Origin of the sequence: Providencia sp. PROV197 (genome assembly GCF_028479625.1) — a bacterium.
GTDB lineage: Bacteria > Pseudomonadota > Gammaproteobacteria > Enterobacterales > Enterobacteriaceae > Providencia > Providencia vermicola.
In genome coordinates this window covers 22,187-42,495 of the sequence record NZ_JAMPNZ010000006.1, presented here as the reverse complement: position 1 = coordinate 42,495, position 20,309 = coordinate 22,187, and the positions used below count along the sequence as shown (strand labels likewise).

The 20,309-nt window shown below is 42.5% G+C and carries 22 protein-coding genes; 9 read left to right on the top strand and 13 right to left on the bottom strand.

Features of this window, described 5'->3' with window-relative positions:
- The first annotated feature begins 29 nt into the window (after positions 1-29).
- From PR808_RS03170 to PR808_RS03130, 9 genes are all read left to right on the top strand, one after another.
- Positions 30-1,133 carry a flagellar basal body P-ring protein FlgI gene (locus PR808_RS03170; RefSeq protein ID WP_206083852.1) on the top strand — a complete coding sequence of 368 codons (1,104 nt, stop codon included), beginning with the start codon at positions 30-32 and terminating at the stop codon, positions 1,131-1,133.
- The gene (gene flgJ / locus PR808_RS03165) at positions 1,133-2,113 is read left to right on the top strand and encodes a flagellar assembly peptidoglycan hydrolase FlgJ (RefSeq protein ID WP_272538685.1); all 981 of its coding nucleotides are present in this window, start codon (positions 1,133-1,135) and stop codon (positions 2,111-2,113) included. Before PR808_RS03170 ends, flgJ begins: the two co-directional genes overlap by 1 nt.
- A 139-nt stretch (positions 2,114-2,252) precedes the next feature.
- Positions 2,253-3,896 (top strand): flagellar hook-associated protein FlgK, encoded by a 1,644-nt coding sequence (gene flgK / locus PR808_RS03160; protein ID WP_206083854.1) that lies wholly within the window; start codon positions 2,253-2,255, stop codon positions 3,894-3,896.
- 28 nt (positions 3,897-3,924) lie between these two features.
- Positions 3,925-4,860 carry a flagellar hook-associated protein FlgL gene (gene flgL, locus PR808_RS03155; RefSeq protein WP_206083855.1) on the top strand — a complete coding sequence of 312 codons (936 nt, stop codon included), beginning with the start codon at positions 3,925-3,927 and terminating at the stop codon, positions 4,858-4,860.
- A 433-nt stretch (positions 4,861-5,293) separates the two neighbouring features.
- Positions 5,294-5,446: a hypothetical protein gene (locus tag PR808_RS03150; protein ID WP_272538684.1), complete on the top strand. Its 153-nt coding sequence runs from the start codon at positions 5,294-5,296 to the stop codon at positions 5,444-5,446.
- A 50-nt stretch (positions 5,447-5,496) separates the two neighbouring features.
- Positions 5,497-6,678, top strand: a complete 1,182-nt coding sequence (xyeB, locus tag PR808_RS03145) for a cyclophane-forming radical SAM/SPASM peptide maturase XyeB (RefSeq protein WP_272538683.1) — start codon at positions 5,497-5,499, stop codon at positions 6,676-6,678.
- Positions 6,671-7,513, top strand: a complete 843-nt coding sequence (locus PR808_RS03140; protein ID WP_272538682.1) for a hypothetical protein — start codon at positions 6,671-6,673, stop codon at positions 7,511-7,513. The genes xyeB and PR808_RS03140 overlap by 8 nt, the downstream gene beginning before the upstream one ends.
- A gap of 12 nt (positions 7,514-7,525) precedes the next feature.
- Positions 7,526-7,972: a hypothetical protein gene (locus PR808_RS03135; protein WP_272538681.1), complete on the top strand. Its 447-nt coding sequence runs from the start codon at positions 7,526-7,528 to the stop codon at positions 7,970-7,972.
- On the top strand, positions 7,965-8,978 hold the full coding sequence (locus tag PR808_RS03130) for an ATP-binding cassette domain-containing protein (RefSeq protein WP_272538680.1): 1,014 nt from the start codon (positions 7,965-7,967) through the stop codon (positions 8,976-8,978). The genes PR808_RS03135 and PR808_RS03130 overlap by 8 nt, the downstream gene beginning before the upstream one ends.
- Before the next feature lie 147 nt (positions 8,979-9,125).
- Here the strand turns inward: PR808_RS03130 and fliR are convergent, their stop codons facing one another.
- The 13 genes from fliR to fliF all read right to left on the bottom strand — a co-directional run bounded on the left by fliR (position 9,126) and on the right by fliF (position 20,070).
- A complete protein-coding gene (fliR, locus tag PR808_RS03125) occupies positions 9,126-9,905 on the bottom strand; it encodes a flagellar biosynthetic protein FliR (RefSeq protein WP_117162049.1) in 780 nt (259 codons plus the stop codon).
- 2 nt (positions 9,906-9,907) lie between these two features.
- Complete coding sequence (gene fliQ, locus PR808_RS03120) at positions 9,908-10,177, bottom strand: flagellar biosynthesis protein FliQ (RefSeq protein WP_206083863.1); 270 nt, start codon at positions 10,175-10,177, stop codon at positions 9,908-9,910.
- A gap of 8 nt (positions 10,178-10,185) precedes the next feature.
- Positions 10,186-10,929, bottom strand: coding sequence for a flagellar type III secretion system pore protein FliP (fliP, locus tag PR808_RS03115; RefSeq protein WP_206083864.1), 744 nt, complete (start codon positions 10,927-10,929; stop codon positions 10,186-10,188).
- A 12-nt stretch (positions 10,930-10,941) separates the two neighbouring features.
- Complete coding sequence (fliO, locus tag PR808_RS03110; protein ID WP_272538679.1) at positions 10,942-11,406, bottom strand: flagellar biosynthetic protein FliO; 465 nt, start codon at positions 11,404-11,406, stop codon at positions 10,942-10,944.
- Positions 11,407-11,425: 19 nt separating this feature from the next.
- Complete coding sequence (gene fliN / locus PR808_RS03105; RefSeq protein ID WP_004255621.1) at positions 11,426-11,842, bottom strand: flagellar motor switch protein FliN; 417 nt, start codon at positions 11,840-11,842, stop codon at positions 11,426-11,428.
- A complete protein-coding gene (fliM, locus tag PR808_RS03100; RefSeq protein ID WP_206083866.1) occupies positions 11,835-12,842 on the bottom strand; it encodes a flagellar motor switch protein FliM in 1,008 nt (335 codons plus the stop codon). Before fliM ends, fliN begins: the two co-directional genes overlap by 8 nt.
- Positions 12,843-12,847: 5 nt before the next feature.
- Positions 12,848-13,324: a flagellar basal body-associated protein FliL gene (gene fliL, locus PR808_RS03095; RefSeq protein ID WP_206083867.1), complete on the bottom strand. Its 477-nt coding sequence runs from the start codon at positions 13,322-13,324 to the stop codon at positions 12,848-12,850.
- Positions 13,325-13,487: 163 nt separating this feature from the next.
- Entirely contained in the window at positions 13,488-14,855 is a 1,368-nt protein-coding gene (locus tag PR808_RS03090; protein ID WP_272538678.1) for a flagellar hook-length control protein FliK, read from the bottom strand.
- The gene (gene fliJ, locus PR808_RS03085) at positions 14,856-15,299 is read right to left on the bottom strand and encodes a flagellar export protein FliJ (RefSeq protein WP_047756920.1); all 444 of its coding nucleotides are present in this window, start codon (positions 15,297-15,299) and stop codon (positions 14,856-14,858) included.
- Positions 15,300-15,310: 11 nt separating this feature from the next.
- Positions 15,311-16,675, bottom strand: a complete 1,365-nt coding sequence (gene fliI / locus PR808_RS03080; protein ID WP_206083869.1) for a flagellar protein export ATPase FliI — start codon at positions 16,673-16,675, stop codon at positions 15,311-15,313.
- Complete coding sequence (gene fliH / locus PR808_RS03075; protein ID WP_206083870.1) at positions 16,672-17,403, bottom strand: flagellar assembly protein FliH; 732 nt, start codon at positions 17,401-17,403, stop codon at positions 16,672-16,674. The genes fliI and fliH overlap by 4 nt, the downstream gene beginning before the upstream one ends.
- Positions 17,396-18,388 carry a flagellar motor switch protein FliG gene (fliG, locus tag PR808_RS03070; protein WP_206083871.1) on the bottom strand — a complete coding sequence of 331 codons (993 nt, stop codon included), beginning with the start codon at positions 18,386-18,388 and terminating at the stop codon, positions 17,396-17,398. The genes fliH and fliG overlap by 8 nt, the downstream gene beginning before the upstream one ends.
- On the bottom strand, positions 18,388-20,070 hold the full coding sequence (gene fliF / locus PR808_RS03065) for a flagellar basal-body MS-ring/collar protein FliF (protein WP_272538677.1): 1,683 nt from the start codon (positions 20,068-20,070) through the stop codon (positions 18,388-18,390). The genes fliG and fliF overlap by 1 nt, the downstream gene beginning before the upstream one ends.
- Positions 20,071-20,309: the final 239 nt, after the last annotated feature.

Below are 20,309 nucleotides of genomic sequence, written 5' to 3'. Positions count from 1 at the left end.
CATTAGCGAGTAACGGCCGAGAGAATTCAATGAAAAACAACGTATTAATTTTGCTATCACTGTTTTGCTTTTTTACCTTTTCGGCGCACAGTGAGCGTATTAAAGATTTAACCACCGTTCAGGGGGTGCGCGATAACGCGTTGATTGGCTACGGTTTAGTGGTGGGTTTGGATGGCACGGGTGACCAAACCATGCAAACGCCGTTTACCACGCAAAGCTTAAATAACATGTTATCTCAGATGGGGATCACGGTGCCACCTGGCACGAATATGCAGCTTAAAAATGTGGCAGCGGTGATGGTCACGGCAAAACTGCCGCCTTTTGCACGTACAGGGCAATCGGTGGATATCGTGGTGTCTTCTATGGGGAACGCGAAAAGTTTACGTGGTGGCACACTCTTAATGACGCCATTAAAAGGCGTGGATGGACAAATTTATGCCATGGCACAGGGTAATATCCTCGTGGGTGGCGCAGGGGCAAGTGGTGGCGGTAGTAGCATCAAAGTTAACCAACTTAACGGTGGGCGCATTACTGGCGGGGCGACTATTGAACGCGAGCTGCCAAGCAGTTTTGGGCAAAGTGGTGCTATTAACCTGCAATTAAACGAAGACAGCTTCACATTAGCGCAAGATATCGCAGACGCGGTCAATCGTATGGGCGGGATGGGAACGGCTAGCGCATTGGATTCTCGTACAGTGCAATTATTAGTGCCTGCAAACAACCGAGACCAAGTGCAGTTCCTCGCTCGGGTACAAGAGCTGAATGTTCGCACGCCAATGGCAGAGGCCAAAGTGATCTTAAATTCACGGACGGGCTCAGTAGTGATCAATCGCAGTGTAACACTGGAAAGTTGCGCGGTAGCTCACGGCAGTTTGGCTGTCACCGTGGAAAGACAAACTCAAGTTAGCCAGCCAGATACACCGTTTGCGGGCGGACAAACTGTGGTAACACGTAACACCAGTGTCGGCGTACAAGACCGCGGTGGCGCGTTGCAAAAAGTCAATGCCAGCGTGCAGCTCAACCAAGTGATTCAAGCACTGAATACATTAGGGGCAACACCAAACGACTTAATGTCGATTTTGCAAGCGATGGAAAGTGCAGGCTGTTTACGTGCGAAACTGGAGATTATCTAATGGGCGATATGCAGCTATTGCAAGGTGCGGCGTTCGATTTACAGTCGCTAAGTCAGTTAAAGGGCGAATTGAATAAAAACACGGAGCAAGGGCTGCGCCAAGTCACGCAGCAATTGGAAGCAACATTTGTCCAAATGATGCTAAAAAGCATGCGTGACGCACTCCCACAGGATGGCCTATTTTCCAATGACCAAACCCGTATGTTGACCAGTATGTATGACCAGCAAATTGCCCAAGACCTCTCCCAAAAAGGGTTAGGTTTTGGGGAGATGATGTACCAGCAACTGACGCGTGATCAACACACGTCAAGCGTCCCAAATTCCAACAGTTTATTGCCATTTGATGAAAAAACGGTGCAATCCTTACCGCCATTTAATATGGAACAGATGATGCGCCATTTTGCCCCGATGGGGGATGCGCTTTCTGCACCTTTGAAAAAAATCAAAGCGTTATCCCTTAACAGTAGCAACTTTATTAGCCGTTTGATTGAACCTGCTAAAGCCGCCAGTAAAGACAGTGGTATTTCCCATTTGCTGGTATTAGCACAAGCAGCGCTGGAAAGCGGTTGGGGGCAAAGGGAAATATTAAAAATGGATGGGAAAACCAGCCATAACTTATTTGGTATTAAAGCAGGGAAAAGTTGGCAGGGCCCTGTCACTAATATCATGACGACGGAAGTGATTAACGGCCAAACGATCAAAATGCGCGATGATTTTCGTGTTTATGGTTCATATGAAGAGGCCATTGCGGATTACATCAGTTTATTGACGGATAACCCACGCTATAAAGACGTCAAAAAAGCACCAACGCCTGAAATTGCGGCACGTCGTTTACATCAAGCAGGTTACGCCACAGACCCAGGTTATTCCGATAAATTAATCACCTTAATTAATCAAATACGAGGCAACCAGCCTGCGGCAAATACTTCAGCATCACGTGCTGTACAGGCTTATACCATCGACTTAAATGATATTTTCTAAAATACAGAATTTATACGTGTTAGGGCTAAATAATTACGTCGATTTTCCGATAACTAAATATGCTCTAAATAATTTGAGTTGCTATCGCCGACATTGTGTCAGCCAATGAACGCGATACGCACCCAGAACAGGAAAGCTTATGCTGAACAATGTAATGAATAATGCGCTCAGTGGTGTGAATGCTGCACAAGGCGGGCTAAGTGTGATTTCTAACAACTTAGCCAACGCTGGTGTGGGATATTATCACCGCCAAAGTGCTGTTTTCGGGGAGAATCCCGGTACGATGACACCGAGTGGCTATTTTGGTAACGGCACGTATTTCAGCCATGTTCGCCGTGAGTTTGATGAATTTATCAATGCACAGTACAGCCAAGCGCGTGCGCGCAGTGGTGACTACGAAGCGTACGTTAAAAACTGTAATAAAGTCGATGATTTGCTAACCAATGATATCGAAGATATCTCCAGCAATATTGGCAGCTTCTTCACGTCATTAGATGCGGCAACTAGTGATGCCAGTGATAAAACATTAATTGATGTTTTTCTTGGTAACTCTAATGCGTTGGTGAGCCAATTTAAAGAAGCAGACAGACGCTTACAAGAAATGGAGCGTGATGTTAATCGCCAAATCGAAAACAAGGTGAAAGACATTAACATCTACGCTGAGAAAATTGCAGGTTTAAACCAGCAAATTTCCCGTGTGCGTTCTGTCAGTGGCTCGGAACCTAATGACTTGCTTGATGTGCGAGATCGTTTAGTTAACGAAGTAAATTCGTTAATTGGCGTCAAAGTGATTGAGCAAAATGGCAACTATAACGTCACGTTTGCGAATGGCTTGCCATTAGTTACGGGGGAAAAAGCAAACCGTTTAGAAGCTGTGCCATCATCAAAAGATGATAGCCGCTTTAGCATTGGTTTTGTTGGCGCAAATGGCCAAGCCCGTGAAATTCCTGATGAATCTTTCCGTGGTGGAGAGCTCAGCGGTATCTTGCGTTCACGTCAAGATGTTATCGACCCCGCGTATCAAAAACTCAATAAGCTTGCGCTAGTTTTTGCTACCAAATTCAACGAAGTCCACAGTAAAGGCTATGATGCCAGCGGTAAAACGGGTGAGAACTTCTTTGAAATCGGTAAAGGCAATGTGGTGAGCAATACTCACAACACAGGCAAGGCTGATTTCGACTTAAAATACAGTGATGTTTCCAAAGTTACTGGTAGCAACTATGACATTCGCTTTGGTGATGATGGGTGGAGTGTTACGCGCTTGCCTGAAGGCACCAAAGTTGCTTTAGATGATGATTCAACCGCAACGACACTGAAATTTGAGGGTATTGAAATTAATATCAGCAACAGCAGCGCGCAAAAAGGGGATTCATTCCTCGCGAAGCCTGTCAGTGGCGTGATTAATGGCATGCAAACGTTGATCAGCGATGCAACAAAATTTGCCGCCGCGGGCAGCAAAGACAGCGGCCCTGGTGATAACGAAAACATCAAAGAATTGGTGAAGTTACAAGACCAAAAACTGATTGATGGCGGCTCAACGTTTTCTGATTTCTACGCGACGTTAGTCAATGATGTCGGAAGCAAAACCAAACAAGCGCAAATTGACTCTGAAACGCAAAATAAAATGACAGAGAGTTTCTATGCACAAGAGCAAGCTATCTCTGGCGTGAATATGAACGAAGAAAGTATTCAAATGCAAAAGATCCAACAATTTTTCAATGCCAATGCGCAAGTGTTGAAAACCGTGGATGATTTGTTTAATGCGCTGATGCGTGCATTCTAAGTTTTAGCGATATAATAAGGATTTAGCGATGCGTTTAAGCACAAATATGATTTATCACCAACGCCTACAAGATATGAATAATTCCCAAGCGCGTTGGATGGAAGCAGGTAGCCAATTAGCATCAGGTAAGCGAGTTAGCAAACCGTCGGATGATCCACAAGCATCATCTCAAGCGGTACGAATTAACCAATCTGAAACTCGCAATCAGCAATACGTGACCAGCCGTGGATTTGCGAAAACGGGTATGACATTACAAATGAGCATTTTGACTCAAATGACGGATGTCACCACACAGATTGATACCACGATTATTCAAGCCTCTAACCAAGGTGCTTTGAGTGATAAAGACCGCAATACATTAGCGGAGCAGTTAACAGGTTTGAAAGAACAACTGGTGGCATTGGGGAATTCCACAGACGGCAATGGGCGCTATATTTTTGCAGGTTTTAAATCGGATAAACCGCCTTTTGAAATTAACGCCGATGGGGATGTGCTCTATCACGGTGGTGATAAAGCGGTAATGCAGAATGTCTCCAGCGACCGTGAAATGACCACTTATTTCACAGGTGCTCAGGTATTTGATACAGACAGTAGTAATGTTGTGAATGTTTTCAAAGCATTAAATGCAGGTATTGACGCGTTAAAAATCCCACAGCAAGATGCACCTCAAGCGGATTTAGACCGTGCGCAAGAAGGGATGGATGAAGCCAACCGTGGCATTAAAGCGGCACTAGACCAAATTTCCAATATTGAAGCAAAACAAGGCTTACAACTACAAGAAATTGATAAGTTGGATTTTTTAGCAGATACGCGTTCAATTCAAAATGCTGCTCGTAAAAGTGAGTTGCTTGAGACTAACTGGACAGGCACCACCACGGATTACTATAAAGAAAAAGCGATGTTTGAAGCCTCACAAAGTATTTTCAAAGATTTAAACAGCATGTCTTTATTTGGTAGTCGTTAATCATCTAATACTTGAGTTCTACTCAACCGCGCTTTGCCGTTATTGGAGCGCGGTTTTTTTGTTTTAATTAATTATCGAATTATTAAATTAAAGTGTTGTTATCTGATTTTTTTATGTTGAAAGTATACTATTCAATGTTATTTAAATTGGTGATGGTATTGTTTTTTTTAAATATTCTCTGCGCGTAAATATTTATTTTTGGTTATGAGAAAGGTCGAATTTTATATTGCAATTTGATGCTGTGGAAATACATTGAGATTTTATAATTTATTTGTGTGATTATTTGTTTCACAGTGTGAAATATAATATATAGATGTTAAAAAAAAGAGATGGACAGTATTGGTTATATAAGATTATTATCAACTTGCTATAGCGTATTTAAATAATGCTATTGATTCTTCGAAAGGAAAATTTAATTCTCAATAGAGGTCTTATGGAAAAATTCAAAACTGTTATACAAGAAAATTCTGCAAATTTAAAAATTAAAAAAGATAGTGATGTATCTAAACTACTTGAATATATCAGAGGGGGGAAGTCTGAAGCTGCTGGAGGATGGGTTAATTTCCAATGGAAAAACACTTGGTAATATAAGTGCGGCTATGGCCGCATTTTCAATTAATTAAATAGTTAGTTATTATGCTAAAAATCAAACATTTTGAAGTTATACTTAAAATTAGTGAACGTTGTAATTTAAATTGTTCATACTGCTATATATTTAATATGGGAAGTGAATTAGCGCTAAATAGTGCTCCAGTTATATCCAATAATACAATAATAGAACTTAAAAGTTTTCTAGAAAGAGTGGCAGAAGAAGTTGAGCACAATGTAATACAAGTTGACCTACATGGAGGTGAACCTTTGATGCTCAAAAAAAAACGATTTATTTATCTTTGCGAAACTCTTCGTTCAGGAGACTATAAAGGGGCTGAGTTTCGTATTGGGTTACAGACTAATGCTACATTGATTGATGATGAATGGATCGAAATATTTGAAAAATACAAAGTATCTGTAAGTATTTCTATTGATGGGCCAAAGCATATAAATGATAGACATCGTTTAGATCACAAAGGGCGTAGTTCATATGAAGCAACAATGAATGGATATCAAATGTTATACTCAGCAGCGGAGAATAGAAAAATTCTTCCCATGCCGCCAATACTATCAGTCATCAATCCAGATGCTAGTGGTGAAGAACTTTTCGAATATTTTTACCATGACATGAAATGTAGAAAATTTGATTTTCTCCTTCCGGATAATAACTATGTAAATGCAGTCAATACAGAAGGAATCAAACGTTTTCTAGTTGAGATTTGCGATGCTTGGTTTGAGCAAAATGATCCAGAATGTGATATACGAATTTTATCAGCCTACCTTAGAATTTTAACTGGTGCTGAGGATTACATAGTCCTAGGGGTTACTCCTCAAAATGAATTACATCAAACAATAGCTATAACAGTGACCTCTACAGGCTATATCTATGTTGATGATACGTTACGTTCAACACTTTCAGACATCTTTGTTCCAATAAGTCATATTAGAGATGCTTCCTATCAAAAAATTGTTAATAGTCTTCCGATGCGAGAACTGAGTAAAATAGAATCTTTTTTACCTGAAGATTGTCATGGATGTATTTGGAAATCAGTTTGTGCAGGTGGGAGACCTATTAATAGATACTCACAAGATAGTGCTTTCAAGAAAAAGACAATTTACTGTGATGCAATGCAGTCATTCCTCAGCCGTGGAGCAGCATATCTTATAAATCTAGGTATAAGTTCGAATGAAATAGCAAAAAATATAGGGATTGATAAAAATGCATAAATATTTATTTATTCTATTTTTTATTCTTGCCTCATCAATGAAACTTGTTTGGGCTGATATTCGTGTTCCTATTACCTTTGATGAAAAGAACATGCCATTAATATCTATGAATATCAATGGTCATGAAATTGACCGGATATTTATTGATACAGGAGCATCAAATGCTTTTTATTTTCCTAAAACTATCTTCGATTTAATTATTCCTAATTTTAATAAACGTGAGGCAGTCGTACAAAATTCTATTGATGTTTTTGGCCATAAAATTTCAACGGTTATGTCGAGAGGGGGGGATGTTAAAATTAATGGTGAAGTATTTAAAAATATGAATGTGGAAATATTAAAACCATGGGGTAAAGGAATGATAGATGAAAATGGAGAATATATTATTAATGGAGTGTTAGGGCTGGGTATTATGAATGGCAATAAAACACTGGTTATCGACTATATTTCAAACATTCTAATAATAACAAATGATTTAAATAAGATTCTTGATGGTTATAATTGGTATTCTTTAAATTACATTCGAACAAAACAAGGGTTTATGGTTGATGTAATATCTGATAGTAATGAAAAGTATAGGATGGTAATTGATACAGGAGCCAGTCATTCAGTTATCTTTACTGGTACTGAAAAAGGCTGTGTTAATGCTTCAACATCTTGCCCAAAAAAAATAATTACAACACCAGACTCGACTAATATTAATGCATTATTATTTCAAGTTAAAGATAGTAGGATAGATTTTGATGGGTTGCTTGGTTATGATTATTTGTCAAATAGAATATTAGTTATAACAGATAATCAAATATTGATAAGTTTTCCTAAACATAATAATTAAAAGTTATTGTTTATGGATATATTTCGTAAGGAAGCTATTGCTAGTAATAAAGATAATTGGATCGGCAGAAACTCTAGAAGTATCCCGAAAGCATATGGAATACCTCTTTTTCTAAGTTTTATAATTATTTTCGTACTGTTTCTTTTAATTGTTAAAGGTACTTATAGTATTAGTATCGAAGCTTCTGGGTATGTTGCTTTTAATCCTAATGCTTACTCTCTAATTGCACCTATGGATGGTACGGTAGAAGAGGTAGAGGTTTTTGACGGACAATATGTTAGTGTGAACAAAAAAATAATGCGTATTAATAATAAAATTAAAGGTACATCAGGGGTGGTTTCAAAAGAGAAAAGGAAAAATCTAAATAATAGAATGAAACTATTTAATGAAAAAATCACTCTATTAAATAAAAAAAAGAGATGGAAGATTATTAAAATTGTCAGAAGCTATTTTGAATAAGAAAAATGAATTGAGAAATATTGAGCTTGTTTTTCGATTAATTGGTGGATGCATGACCGGGTTAGTTGCATGTACGGTTATTTATGGCGGTGCACAATTAATTGAAAATGGTTTTTTCACTATGGGTATTTTATTTGCTTTTATGGTATATGCAGATACATTCATACAGAGAACTATAAATGTATGTGATGTAATATATGAATTTAAAATGTTGACTATACATACAGATAGACTTAGCGATGTGTTTTTTACTGAAAGTGAATACTCAGAAACGAATTATATTGAGGATGCTTCTGAAAATTTTGACGGTACATTAGAAATATTTTTATTGTCTTTCGCTTATTCAAATTATGAGCCTTTTATTTTTAAGAATGTATCTTTTACTATTGAGAAAGGAGAAAGTGTTGCATTTGTTGGTGTATCAGGATGTGGAAAATCCACATTGCTACATGTTATCGCATCTTTACTTACACCGACAAAAGGAGAAATTCGGTTTAGTAAAATTCCAATATCGAATATTGGAATTGAGGTGTATCGTAAATATATTTCTTATGTTCAACAAGATGATTTTTTATTCTCCGGAACATTAATGGATAATATTACCTGTTTTTCTGAACAGGTAGATATTGAATTTATGTATGATTGTGCAAGGATTGCATCTATTCATGATGATATTATTAATATGCCTAATGGGTATTGTTCCATAGTTGGTGACATGGGGAGTATGCTTTCTGGAGGGCAAAAACAAAGAATATTCCTTGCGCGTGCACTTTATAGAAGACCTAAAATACTCATTTTAGACGAATCTACCTCAGCTCTTGACATAAAAAATGAAAGAAATATAAATGCAGCGATTAAGGCCATGAAGATAACTCGTTTATTTGCTGCGCATCGCTTAGATGCTATTTCTGTTGCAGATAGAGTTTTTGATATGACTACTGGAATTATGATGACACCACAGGAATATTTATATTCTTTAAAAGTCAATAATGACTCATATATATAAATCGTAAAGGTAAGTTAGATTAATTGCTTTATGGTGATCTTGAGTAAATACTTAAACAAATCAAACCTCAATGAGGGCTGTTTAAATGCGGATTCACTGCCGCAGAAACGGCTTAGAAGGCCGTTGCTAATGATTAATTATCGACACTCAAACAAACAAATTAAACATCAGAGAGAGCTGCTCAAATGCTTGGTGGATAAGCCGTTCGGTGTAGCGGGGGAGAATTGAAATAATCAACCCTAACATACTGATGCCAATGGTCAGTGTCAGTGGGAAGCCGACCACAAATACCGACAGTTGTGGAGTCATACGGTTTAAAATACCCAGCGCAAGGTTAAGAATTAAAAATAAGGTAATAAACGGTAAGGCTAACATTAACCCATTAATAAATATGGTATTGGCGAATTGAACGAATACCCAAAAACCATCACGATTTAATGGTGCGGTTTGAATTGGGATAAGCTCAAATGAATTGACCACAATATAAATAAGCCACAAGTGCCCATCGAAAGCGAGAAACAATAAAATGGTAATTACATTGAAAATACGCCCTAAAATTGGCATGTTTGGGCCGCCAGTTGGGTCAAAAAAGGTGGCGAACGACAACCCCATTTGCAAACCAATCACTTCCCCTGCATGACGAACTGCCGCAAACGCCATCTGCATGGTTAAGCCCATTGCGATGCCAATCACCATTTGTTGCACTATCACCCACAAGCCCATTGCCGAAAATAACGGAATATTTACGACGGGAAGTTGCGGCGAAACAATCAAGACAACAAAAAAGGCAAGGGCGACACGAACCTTGGTAATGGCTTGTTTTTCATTGAAAAAAGGCGCTGTACCCAGCAGCGCTAAGAGGCGTATAAATGGGTAAAAACCTTGGCTAAGCCAGAGGGTCAGGGTTTCGCTGGTAATGGTTAGCATCGTTAGCCAATGATGAAGGGTAAATTACTAAGCAAAGTGCGCATGTAGTCAATCAGTAGATTGAGCATCCACGGGCCAGCAATAATGATCACCGAAATCACGGATAAAATTTTGGGAATAAAAGATAACGTCATCTCATTAACTTGGGTGGCAGCTTGTAACAGGCTGATAATCAAACCTGCTGCGAGGGCGGCAAGTAATAACGGCGCTGCTAGCATTAGTGCGATTTTCATCGCTTCTGTTCCCATCGCCATTACGGATTCAGGTGTCATAATTGTTCCTAATTAAAAAAGCTTTGCGATAATGAGCCAAGCAATAATTGCCAGCCATCGACGAGAACAAATAACATCAGCTTAAATGGCAATGAAACTGTTGCTGGGGGAACCATCATCATCCCCAATGCCATCAAGACGCTGGCGACCACTAAGTCGATGATCAAAAACGGAATGAAAATCGTAAAGCCTATTTGAAAGGCGGTTTTTAGTTCACTGGTAATAAACGCAGGGACTAAAATACGCAGTGGTACATCTTTGGCTTCTTGGATATCTCCCACCTTGGCGATACGTGCAAATAACGCAAGGTCAGATTCGCGCGTTTGCCCTAGCATAAAAGTACGTAACGGTGCCGTGCCTTTTTCCAGAGCTGTCTCAAGGCTGATTTTATCTTCGCTAAAAGGCTGATAAGCTTCACGATAGACTTGGTCTGCAACAGGGGACATCACGAAAAAAGTCAGAAACAGCGCTAAGCCAAGCAGCACTTGGTTAGGTGGGGCAGATGGTGTCCCTAACGCATTTCGTAGCAAGCCCAGCACGATAATGATGCGTGTAAAACTGGTCATCATTAACAGTAGTGCGGGGATAAAGCCTAATAACGTTAAAAACAGCAAGGTTTGGACGGGTAACGACCAAGTTTGTCCGCCATCAGCTAAACTGTGGCTGATGACCGCAGGTAACGCTGCAAAAGCGGAATGGGGTAAAGCAAACAGAAGCGCAGCAACAAACAACGCGTTTTTTACAAGTGACATGCGAGCTTCCGATTACTTATACAAAGGAGTCACTGACGCTGCATGGTTCGCAGCATCTTGTTTTTTCTTGAAAACAGATTGAAACGTCAGTGGTTCATTTATTGAAACGGGTAAATGCTCAGTTTGTACAGGGTATTGATGTAGCACATTGATATTTTGCGCCGTCACCCCAAGAACTAAACATTCATTATTCACTTCGACCACGACAACCCGTTCTTTATTACCTAATGAGCAACTGCTTTTGACTTTTATCAGCGAGTCTTTGCCAAATTTTTTCGGGGCGAATCCCAATTTTTTAACCAACCAAGCACCTGCGAGGATCAGCAAAATAATGCCACCGAGTGAACCTGAAATTTGTACCAAGCTATCATTTTGGTTAATGGCTGGTGCATTCGGCTCACTGAGCGAAATCGTATTGGATAAAAATGGCGCTGTTTGCGGCTGCGTTATGGGTTCGATTTGCGAAAACATTGTCATTGGCAATTGCTCTTGTATTTTAACGACTCAAGCGGCGCATACGTTCTGAAGGCGTAATGATGTCAGTAATACGGATACCGTAATTATCTGAAACCACGACAACTTCACCCTGCGCAATTAAATAGCCGTTGATTAAAATATCCAGAGGTTCGCCCGCTAAACCATCTAAAGACACCACAGAGCCTTGGGATAAACTCAGCAGTTTTTTAATGGTCATTTTGGTGCGACCTAGTTCAACCGACAGGCGAACGGGAATGTCCATAATCATGTCGATATCGGAGAGCTGATTTAATGGGTTTTGCCCATCAAAGTTATCAAAAGCCTGTGCACCAGCAGAGGCGGATTCCGCTTTTTTTTGCTGTTCTAACGCTTCAGCCCACAGGTCTTCACTGTCGTGATTGGTTGATGCATCAGGAGAGTTCTTCGCCTCACTCATTGGTACTTTCCTCATCTAGAGTGTTTAAAACAGGGTTAATCAAATGTTCTACACGCAACGCATATTGGCCATTTTGAGTGCCGTATTGACTGGTCAACACAGGTACGCCATCGACATTCACCATTAGGCGGTCTGGCTTCTCAATGGGGATAACATCCCCTTTTTGCAGTTGCAGTAAGCGAGAAATTCGCATTGGAATGTCAACAAAGTTGGCAACCAACTCAAGTTCAGAACGTTTAACTTGGGTCACAAGGTTAGAGACCCATGCTTCATTTTCCTGATGCCCTTGCTCCACGGGTGGGTTGATTAAACGCTCACGCAATGGCTCAATCATGGCAATAGGGATACAAATGCTGAATTCACCCACCGTGTTGCCAATCTCAACTAAAAACGGTGTAGTCACGACAATGTCGTTTGGTGAAGTGGTGATATTGGTAAATTTAACTTGCACCTCAGAACGTACATATTCCACTTCGATATCAGCAATGGGCTTCCATGCATCACGATATGCGCCCAGAGCTAATTTCAACATGCGGTTAATAATACGTTGTTCCGTATTGGTAAACTCTTTACCTTCTTGGCGAACAGGGAAACGACCATCGCCACCAAATAGGTTATCCACAGCGATATACACTAACGCGGGTTCGAAGGTAAATAGGGCCGTGCCTCGCAAAGGTGGCATATGAATGAGATTTAAGTTCGTTGGCACGGGTAAGTTGCGAGCAAATTCATGATAAGGCTCGATTTTAATGCCACCAACGGTGATGTCTGGGCTACGGCGTAACATGTTAAACAGCCCCATGCGGAACTGACGGGCGAAACGCTCATTAATGATTTCAAGGGATTGCATTCGCTCACGAATAACCCGACGTTGGGTATTCGGGTCATAAGGGCGAACGTGGTCTTTCCCTTGCATTTCAGGTGCAGGCGTGTTGCTTGATGGCGCATCATCATTAAGAAGCGCATCAATTTCAGCCTGAGATAAAATATTATCGCTCATGAATATTACCGCAGAATAAAAGTCGTAAATAACACATCTGAAATATCCTGATCGGTATCGCCAGGGATCAGGGTTGGGGTGAGCGTTTGCTTAATTTCTTTCATTAGCTGCAACTTACCATCATGATTTTCAATGTTTTTGGCTTTTTGCTCAGACAAAAGTAGTAGTAAGCGACTGCGAACTTCAGGAAGGTATTCATGAAGTTGCTTGCGAGATTTTTCATTCGCAAGGCGCAATGTTACGTGGATATAAAGCACGCGGTCAGGGCCATCAACACCCGCTAAGTTCACCGTAAAGGGCTCTAATTCCATAAAAATTGGCTGCGGCATATTCGGGCGCTTTTCGTCCTCACTTGCCGTTTGAGTGTCTTGCTGTGTCGTCCACCAGGTGTACCCACCAAAACCAGCACCCGCGAGGGCAACAAGGGCGAACAGAATGAGTAACCCTTTATTCGAACGTTTAGATTCTTTGCGTGACGACATGTTAGCTGAATTCCTGTTTCTTGGATGCTAAACCCAAATGGGTTTTTTCTTTATGATCTCTAGCATTATGGCTTGCTTGCTGAGAGTTAAAGGAGTGAAAAACGAAACAAAAAGGCGGTAACTCGGCGCTTTAGTTGTGAAATCACCGCATTTTGTTTATTAATTATGCAAAGGTACTGATACCACCTTGGCGCACTTGGGTGGTTTTAGCCGAAACAGTGGCATTGGCTTCACTGATGCCAACTACGCCAACCGACGGATGTGTTGCTTGAATTTGCCCATCACGATGCTGTTGTGAGCCTTGTTGTGAACCATCGGATTGGTGGTTTAAGTTCTCCTGCCCAACAGAACCTTGTGCCAGATGAATGCCACTTTCTTGTAGCGCACTGCGTAGCACTGGCATCATCGACTCCATCGCTGCGCGAACATGGCTATGAGGCGACACAAAATGCATCACCGCTTGGTTATCTTCGATACGTAAATGCACATTGAGTGAACCTAATTCTTCAGGGTGTAAACGAATTTGTGCTTGGGAAACCCCTTGGCGTGAGAAAAACAGCATGTGCTGGCTTAACTGCTGTTGCCATGCTTCACTGCCTAGTTGACTGGTTAAATGCAGGGTTGGCGCTGCTGTTGGCGCATTCATCGCCGCAGCTTGAACCGTTGAGGTCGTTGGCATCATACTGATTGGCTGCGTATTGGTATGGTGCGAGGCGCTGGAGGTAAATGCTCCCGTGTCCGTTTGCAAGGTAAACGCGCCTTTTGCTGTTTGGCTTAACGTTTCGTTCGTTACTGTTTGCATGTTAGTAAGGGGGTCTTTGTCGCTAACTTTTTTGTTCAACGGCATAAAGTCTTGAGTTAGGTTTTTCCCACGGACATCTCGTGGGTTATCAAGTGCAAAAAGCGGTTGATCGCGGCGCTCTTCTTTTTCATTCTTAATCACGGTGCCTAAAGCAGGGGCTTCATCTTCACCCGCTAATTGCAATTGCGACCCTTCAAGGTGCTTGCCATCATCAGGTAACACATCATGAGTACCTTGGTTAAGCTGCTGCATGCGCTGGGTAAATGCCCCAAGCGTGGAGTGAGTTTCTGGCGTCGTTAAAGGTTTCGCCGTTAATTGCGCTTGATTGCTTAACGATTGCTTTAAGTTATTGAGCCAAGATTGCTCATTGGCTTCTTTACCTGTTAATAAATCAGCATTCAATGCAGTTTGTACACTATCTGGGCGCAAATTACGGCTAAAGTTTAGTTGCTCTATCGTGTTTTCCGCACTTTTTTGCAAGACACTCGTTGGTTCAGCGTTTTTTTCATTTGCACTGGTCAGTTTATTATCGACAATCTCTTTGTTGACAGATTTTTCGTCGATAGGCGGGGTAACCGTGCTTTCTTTAGGGGCAGGCTGTTGGTTATCCAACACTGCTTGGAAAGGCAGGGCGGGTGCTTGGTTTTCATCAATGCGTGATTCATTTTGTTGCGCGTTATTGTTTTTAGCTGGCGCAAGTGTTGGTACGCTATTGGCGTTGATGTCCATCTATTGTGGTCTCCGTAAAGTCGCGCGTTGAGCAAATTCATCCATTTGCTTTTGCTCTAAGCGATTTTGACGTTGGTATTCAGTTTGTTCAGCGCGTTGAATTAAGGTATCGAATGCATTGACGCGTTGTTGTTTTTCTTGCCAATGGCGGTTGGCATCGTTAACGCGTTGTTCCCATACATTAAGCTGCTGCTGTTGCTGTTCGATGGTCAGCTCTAAAGTGACCAAAAACTGTTGGTAATTCTGCCATTTATCTGATGCCATCCCGCTGTGTAGCGTTTGGTTTAGCTTTTGTCGGTATTCAGACTGGTAGTTTTCCAACATATGTAGTTGTTGCGCCATTTGCGTGTGTGTTTGGCGCACTTGAGCTAACACTTTTGCGGCCTCTTCAGAGGCTTCCTCAGCTAAGCTGAGTAAAGTTGTCAACGCATTGTTTTTGGCCATTTATCCTCTCATTACTCGTTGGGAACAACTTGCATCAGCTGTTCGCAAGCGGTTTGATAGTCACAACGCTCATCAATATCTTGCTGTAAAAATGCCGACATCCGTGGGTAATACTGAATAGCGGTATCCAACATGGGGTCGCTCCCCATGGCATATGCCCCCACATTGATTAAATCGCGGTTACGTTGATAACTAGACGTTAACTGTTTAAACCGCTGAATTTTTCGATAATGTTCTTTGGGAATTAATTCGGTCATTGCACGGCTAATAGAGGCTTCAATATCAATAGCAGGGTAATGCCCAGATTCGGCTAACGAGCGAGAAAGCACGATGTGACCATCAAGGATCGCGCGGGCAGAGTCTGCAATGGGGTCTTGTTGGTCATCCCCTTCGGTCAAGACGGTGTAAAATGCGGTGATTGAACCGCCATTTTTACCGTTCCCCGCACGTTCAACTAGCGCAGGCAGTTTAGCGAAAACAGACGGTGGATAGCCTTTTGTCGCAGGTGGTTCGCCCACGGCAAGGGCAATTTCACGTTGTGCCATACTGTAGCGGGTGAGTGAGTCCATAATCAGCAATACGCTAAGGCCTTGGTCGCGAAAATATTCGGCAATACGCGTGGCATAAGAGGCACCTTGCATACGCAAAAGCGGCGAAACATCCGCAGGTGCAGCAACCACAACGGCACGTTTTAAGCCTTCAACCCCTAAAATATTTTCGATAAAGTCTTTAACTTCACGTCCCCGTTCACCAATTAAACCAACGACGATAATATCGGCTTGAGTAAACCGCGCCATCATACCAAGTAGTACACTTTTACCGACCCCTGAGCCAGCAAACAAGCCCATACGCTGCCCGCGCCCAACGGTGAGTAAGGCATTGATTGCGCGAACGCCCACATCCAGCACACTGCTAATCGGCGTGCGTTCTAATGGGTTGATGGGGGGCGTGATGAGCGGTGCACGGGTTTTCACTTCTAAAGGCCCCTTACCATCAAGGGGAGTGCCTTGGGCATCCAATACACGGCCTAACAGTTCATTACCAATCGGCAGTAAGCGGCTGGTTTGCCCATCCTCACCCGTTGATTGTGCATATACGCGGGCACCAGGGGCTATTCCTTCAAGGTCAGCGAGTGGCATCAGTAGCATGCGAGGGCCATTAAAACCAACCACTTCGCAAACTACCTCATCCGTGCCACCATTGATGGCGCGTTCAATAAAGCAGGTGGCACCAAGTGGCATTTTTATGCCTTCGGCTTCCATCACCAACCCCGTTATTTTGGTTAAACGGCCATAACGGCGCACCATCGGGATCCCTTTCATCCGCGATTCTAAATCGTCAAGCGAGGCAATCCAGCGTCCCAAACGTGCGGTCATGAAAGGCTCTCCGGTGCATATAAACGGCATAACTCTTGCCAACGGGTTGCGACAGTCATATCGATTTCACCATCTTCGGCGACAACACGACAGCCACCTAAGTGCAATTTCGGGTCAGCTACTAAGCGCCAACCGTGTAGGTTTAATAATGAGCCTAGATGCTGCTCTATAAGCTCAAAGTGATTCGGGTTGACGTGCAGCTCAGGTTGACCTGCAAAGATTGGTTTTTGTTGTAGTAAATGGCTGATTTCTTCAAGTAGGGCCGTGCCATCGCAAACGGTGGATTGCCCCAGCACTTGTTTCGCTGCGGTTAAGGCAATTTGCAATAATTTGGTTGTTACCACCGTATCGAAGGTATCGAGGGAGTAATTAAACTCCGACAATAATTTCTGCCAGGTTTCAATAACAGGTTGCTGTAAAGCAAGTGCTTGCTCACGCCCTTGCTCTTCCCCAGCCCGTAAACCTTGTTCAAAACCTGCTTGGTAGCCTTCTTTTTGGCCTTTTTCATAGCCTTGTTGAAACCCAGTGCGTTGGGCGTCTTCTTTAATATTATCCAGTAGGTTAATCTGCTCTAACACTTCTTTGGGCTCAAGACATGGCACTTTGGGTGTGTCAGGCTCAGGGACATCACTTAATGATGGGATAGCGGATGCGTTCAGCTCCCATTGATTAAGTTCACGTAATTTCCATGGCTGCCATTGGTCATGAGTCGGTTTTGTTTTAGACATACACGTCGTCTCCACCACCGATGGCGATTTCGCCTTTCTCGACTAAGCGGCGAACAATAAGCAGGATAGCTTTTTGCTCGTTTTCCACTTGGGACATACGCACTGGTGAGCGGGATTCCAAATCGTCGCGAACAATTTCCGCTGCACGCGCTGCCATATTGTTGAGGAAGTGGTCGCGCAGAGCTTGGTTGCTGCCTTTGAGGGCAATAACCAGCGAGTCGGTAGACACTTCTTGCAAAATACGTTGAATGCTGCGGTTGTCCACTTCGATAAGGTTTTCGAACAGGAACATTTCATCAATGATACGTTGTGCCAGTTCGCCATCGTAGTCACGCATTGCATCGATAACGCTTTCTTCTTGCTGGCTCTTCATCAGGTTGATAATTTCGGCAGCCGTTCTTATGCCACCCATTTTGCTGCGTTTGAGGTTTTGGCCATCCAGCAAATTGTTTAACACTTCGGTCAGCTCGGCAAGTGCTGCAGGTTGTACGCCACCGAAAGTCGCGATACGCAGCATAATATCGTTGCGTTGGCGTTCTTCGAACAACTCCAAAACATCGGCAGCCAGGTTGCGTTTTAAGTGAACCAAAATCGTGGCGATAATCTGTGGATGTTCATCACGGATAATATCAGCAACGGTTTGTGGCTCCATATAGTTGAGGCTTTCGATACCTGAGGTGGTTTCTTGTTTTTCAAAGATATCTTCAAGCAGGCTCGCAGCACGCTCTTCACCTAGCGCCTTGATAAGGACAGAGCGTAGGTAGTCATTGGTGTTAATGTTCAGCGCCGCAAATTGAATTGCCGACTCTTCAAACTCGGTGAGGACTTCCGCCAGTTCGTTATTGGAGATCTGGCGCATGTTAGACACCGCCATACTCAGCTGCTGAACTTCTTTTGGATTCAGGTGTTTAAATACTTCTGCAGCCTGATCTTCGCCGAGTGTCATTAACATCACGGCGCTTTTTTCTGTTCCACTTAAACTCATTACGCTTTTCCTAACCACTGACGGATAACCATTGCCACGATTTGTGGGTCTTTTTCGGCCATTTCGCGAATACGTTGACTTTGGATTTCAGCGCTAACACGTTGGCGAGTGAGACGGCGGCGAGTTTGCTCATCCATGTCTTCGTTAATTTCTTCGTCTACCACAAGTGGTGTTTTCATCTGCGTTGCTACAAACATTTCTGCATCAGTTTGAGCTTGTTGCGTTTTACGGTATTTAACCCATTGCGGTTTGATACCAAAACGCCACATAAACCAAGCAATTAGGGCAATGAGCAGAATTTTGCCGTAATCCAGCAACTGGGCGATAAATTGCGGGCTTTCCAGTAACGACGGTTCAACTTCAACTGGCGTGTCATTCGTAAATAACGAGTTGGTGATATTTAACGAGTCGCCACGTGCAGTGGAGTAGCCCATTGCTTCACGAGTTAATGCTTCAATTTGCTGCATCATCTCAGGCGGCAATGGCTTCATTTCTGCGCCATTTTCACCTTCTTGTGAATGGTAATTGACGATAACTGCGACCGAGAGCCTATCGACTACGCCAATTTGCCGTTGGGTATGACTAATTTTGCGATCCACCTCGTAATTGGTCGTTTCATCGCTTTGCGAGTTAGTCGTGTTATTACGGTTATTGGTGGTTTGCTGTGCGTCTTTATTGTCTTTATTTGTTTCAATTGGTGCAGTTGGTGCACTAACGGGTTGGTTTGATAACGCGCCTGGTACGCCACCTGTTCCGCCATTGTTATTTTGCATACTTTGGCTGTTTTGGCGGGAACGGATAGCGGCGCTATTTGCTGCTTGGTTTGGTTTATATTCTTCTGAGGTTTGTTCTACCTTGGAGAAATCCATTTGTGCGGTGACTTGTGCATGAATATTTGCACGACCCACTAATGGAGAAAGAATATCTTCAATGCGCTGTTTAAGATGGGATTCCATCTCTTTGGTCATTTTAATTTGCGCACTGTTAGCGGATTGCTGGCTGTTATCGTTATTGGTGAGTAAGCGACCCGCTTGGTCAACAATAATGACATTTGTTGCTGTTAGCTCAGTGACACTGCTCGACACCATATGGACGATAGCGCTAATTTGCCCTTCATCAAGCATTCGGCCAGGCAATAAACCTACGGTGACTGAGGCGGTAGGCAATTTTTGCTCACGCACAAATAAAGTAGGTTTAGGGATAGCTAAATGCACTCGTGCACTTTGGACAGGGCTGAGTGACTCAATTGTGCGCGATAACTCACCTTCCAGCGCACGCTGGTAGTTAATTTGTTCGCTAAACTGGCTAATACCAAACTGTTCTTTATCCAACAGTTCGAAACCTGTGTTCCCCCCTTTGGGCAAGCCTGATTGGGCCAGCTTTAATCGTAACTCATGCACTTTATCGGCAGGTACTAAAATGGCGCTACCATTATCGGCGATTTGATAAGGGACGTTCATCTGCGTTAGCTGACCAACAATGTCGCCACCATCCTTAGCACTTAAGTTGCTAAGCAGGACACGGTAGTCGGGGCTGCGTAACCAGAGCAGGAGGGCAACGATAATTGCGATGGCAGCAGCGGCTGCAATCATTAGCGGTATTTTAGGATCGGCTTTAATGCGGTCAACCATTGAGGCAAACCCTTTTTTAGCCTCTCCTGTGTCTTTAGATGCGGCACTCATAAATATTCCCTGCTTGGCAGACTACTAGACGGATGAAAATACTTTTGGTGAAACAATGTTATTTCCCTCTTCGTAACGTCACTTTTTCACTTTGCTATTATTTCTTGTCTTGGGGCAATCTAATGACGGAATCAGCCTATAAATTTGGTGTTATTTATCGGCTTCAAGTTAAAAAGGGTGTGGTAGGGTAAGCTCGACGAATGAATTAGTGGTACATATTCACTATATTGAGAAGAGAA

Coding starts and splice junctions, on each gene's coding strand:
- PR808_RS03090 (WP_272538678.1), bottom strand. CDS start 14,855: ATGGACATCAACGCCAATAGCGTACCAACACTTGCGCCAGCTAAAAAC.
- flgL (WP_206083855.1), top strand. CDS start 3,925: ATGCGTTTAAGCACAAATATGATTTATCACCAACGCCTACAAGATATG.
- fliQ (WP_206083863.1), bottom strand. CDS start 10,177: ATGACACCTGAATCCGTAATGGCGATGGGAACAGAAGCGATGAAAATC.
- fliM (WP_206083866.1), bottom strand. CDS start 12,842: ATGAGCGATAATATTTTATCTCAGGCTGAAATTGATGCGCTTCTTAAT.
- PR808_RS03170 (WP_206083852.1), top strand. CDS start 30: ATGAAAAACAACGTATTAATTTTGCTATCACTGTTTTGCTTTTTTACC.
- xyeB (WP_272538683.1), top strand. CDS start 5,497: ATGCTAAAAATCAAACATTTTGAAGTTATACTTAAAATTAGTGAACGT.
- fliR (WP_117162049.1), bottom strand. CDS start 9,905: ATGCTAACCATTACCAGCGAAACCCTGACCCTCTGGCTTAGCCAAGGT.
- fliP (WP_206083864.1), bottom strand. CDS start 10,929: ATGTCACTTGTAAAAAACGCGTTGTTTGTTGCTGCGCTTCTGTTTGCT.
- fliO (WP_272538679.1), bottom strand. CDS start 11,406: ATGACAATGTTTTCGCAAATCGAACCCATAACGCAGCCGCAAACAGCG.
- PR808_RS03140 (WP_272538682.1), top strand. CDS start 6,671: ATGCATAAATATTTATTTATTCTATTTTTTATTCTTGCCTCATCAATG.
- fliG (WP_206083871.1), bottom strand. CDS start 18,388: ATGAGTTTAAGTGGAACAGAAAAAAGCGCCGTGATGTTAATGACACTC.
- fliI (WP_206083869.1), bottom strand. CDS start 16,675: ATGACCGCACGTTTGGGACGCTGGATTGCCTCGCTTGACGATTTAGAA.
- fliH (WP_206083870.1), bottom strand. CDS start 17,403: ATGTCTAAAACAAAACCGACTCATGACCAATGGCAGCCATGGAAATTA.
- flgK (WP_206083854.1), top strand. CDS start 2,253: ATGCTGAACAATGTAATGAATAATGCGCTCAGTGGTGTGAATGCTGCA.
- flgJ (WP_272538685.1), top strand. CDS start 1,133: ATGGGCGATATGCAGCTATTGCAAGGTGCGGCGTTCGATTTACAGTCG.
- PR808_RS03150 (WP_272538684.1), top strand. CDS start 5,294: ATGGAAAAATTCAAAACTGTTATACAAGAAAATTCTGCAAATTTAAAA.
- fliJ (WP_047756920.1), bottom strand. CDS start 15,299: ATGGCCAAAAACAATGCGTTGACAACTTTACTCAGCTTAGCTGAGGAA.
- PR808_RS03135 (WP_272538681.1), top strand. CDS start 7,526: ATGGATATATTTCGTAAGGAAGCTATTGCTAGTAATAAAGATAATTGG.
- fliL (WP_206083867.1), bottom strand. CDS start 13,324: ATGTCGTCACGCAAAGAATCTAAACGTTCGAATAAAGGGTTACTCATT.
- fliN (WP_004255621.1), bottom strand. CDS start 11,842: ATGAGTGAGGCGAAGAACTCTCCTGATGCATCAACCAATCACGACAGT.
- fliF (WP_272538677.1), bottom strand. CDS start 20,070: ATGAGTGCCGCATCTAAAGACACAGGAGAGGCTAAAAAAGGGTTTGCC.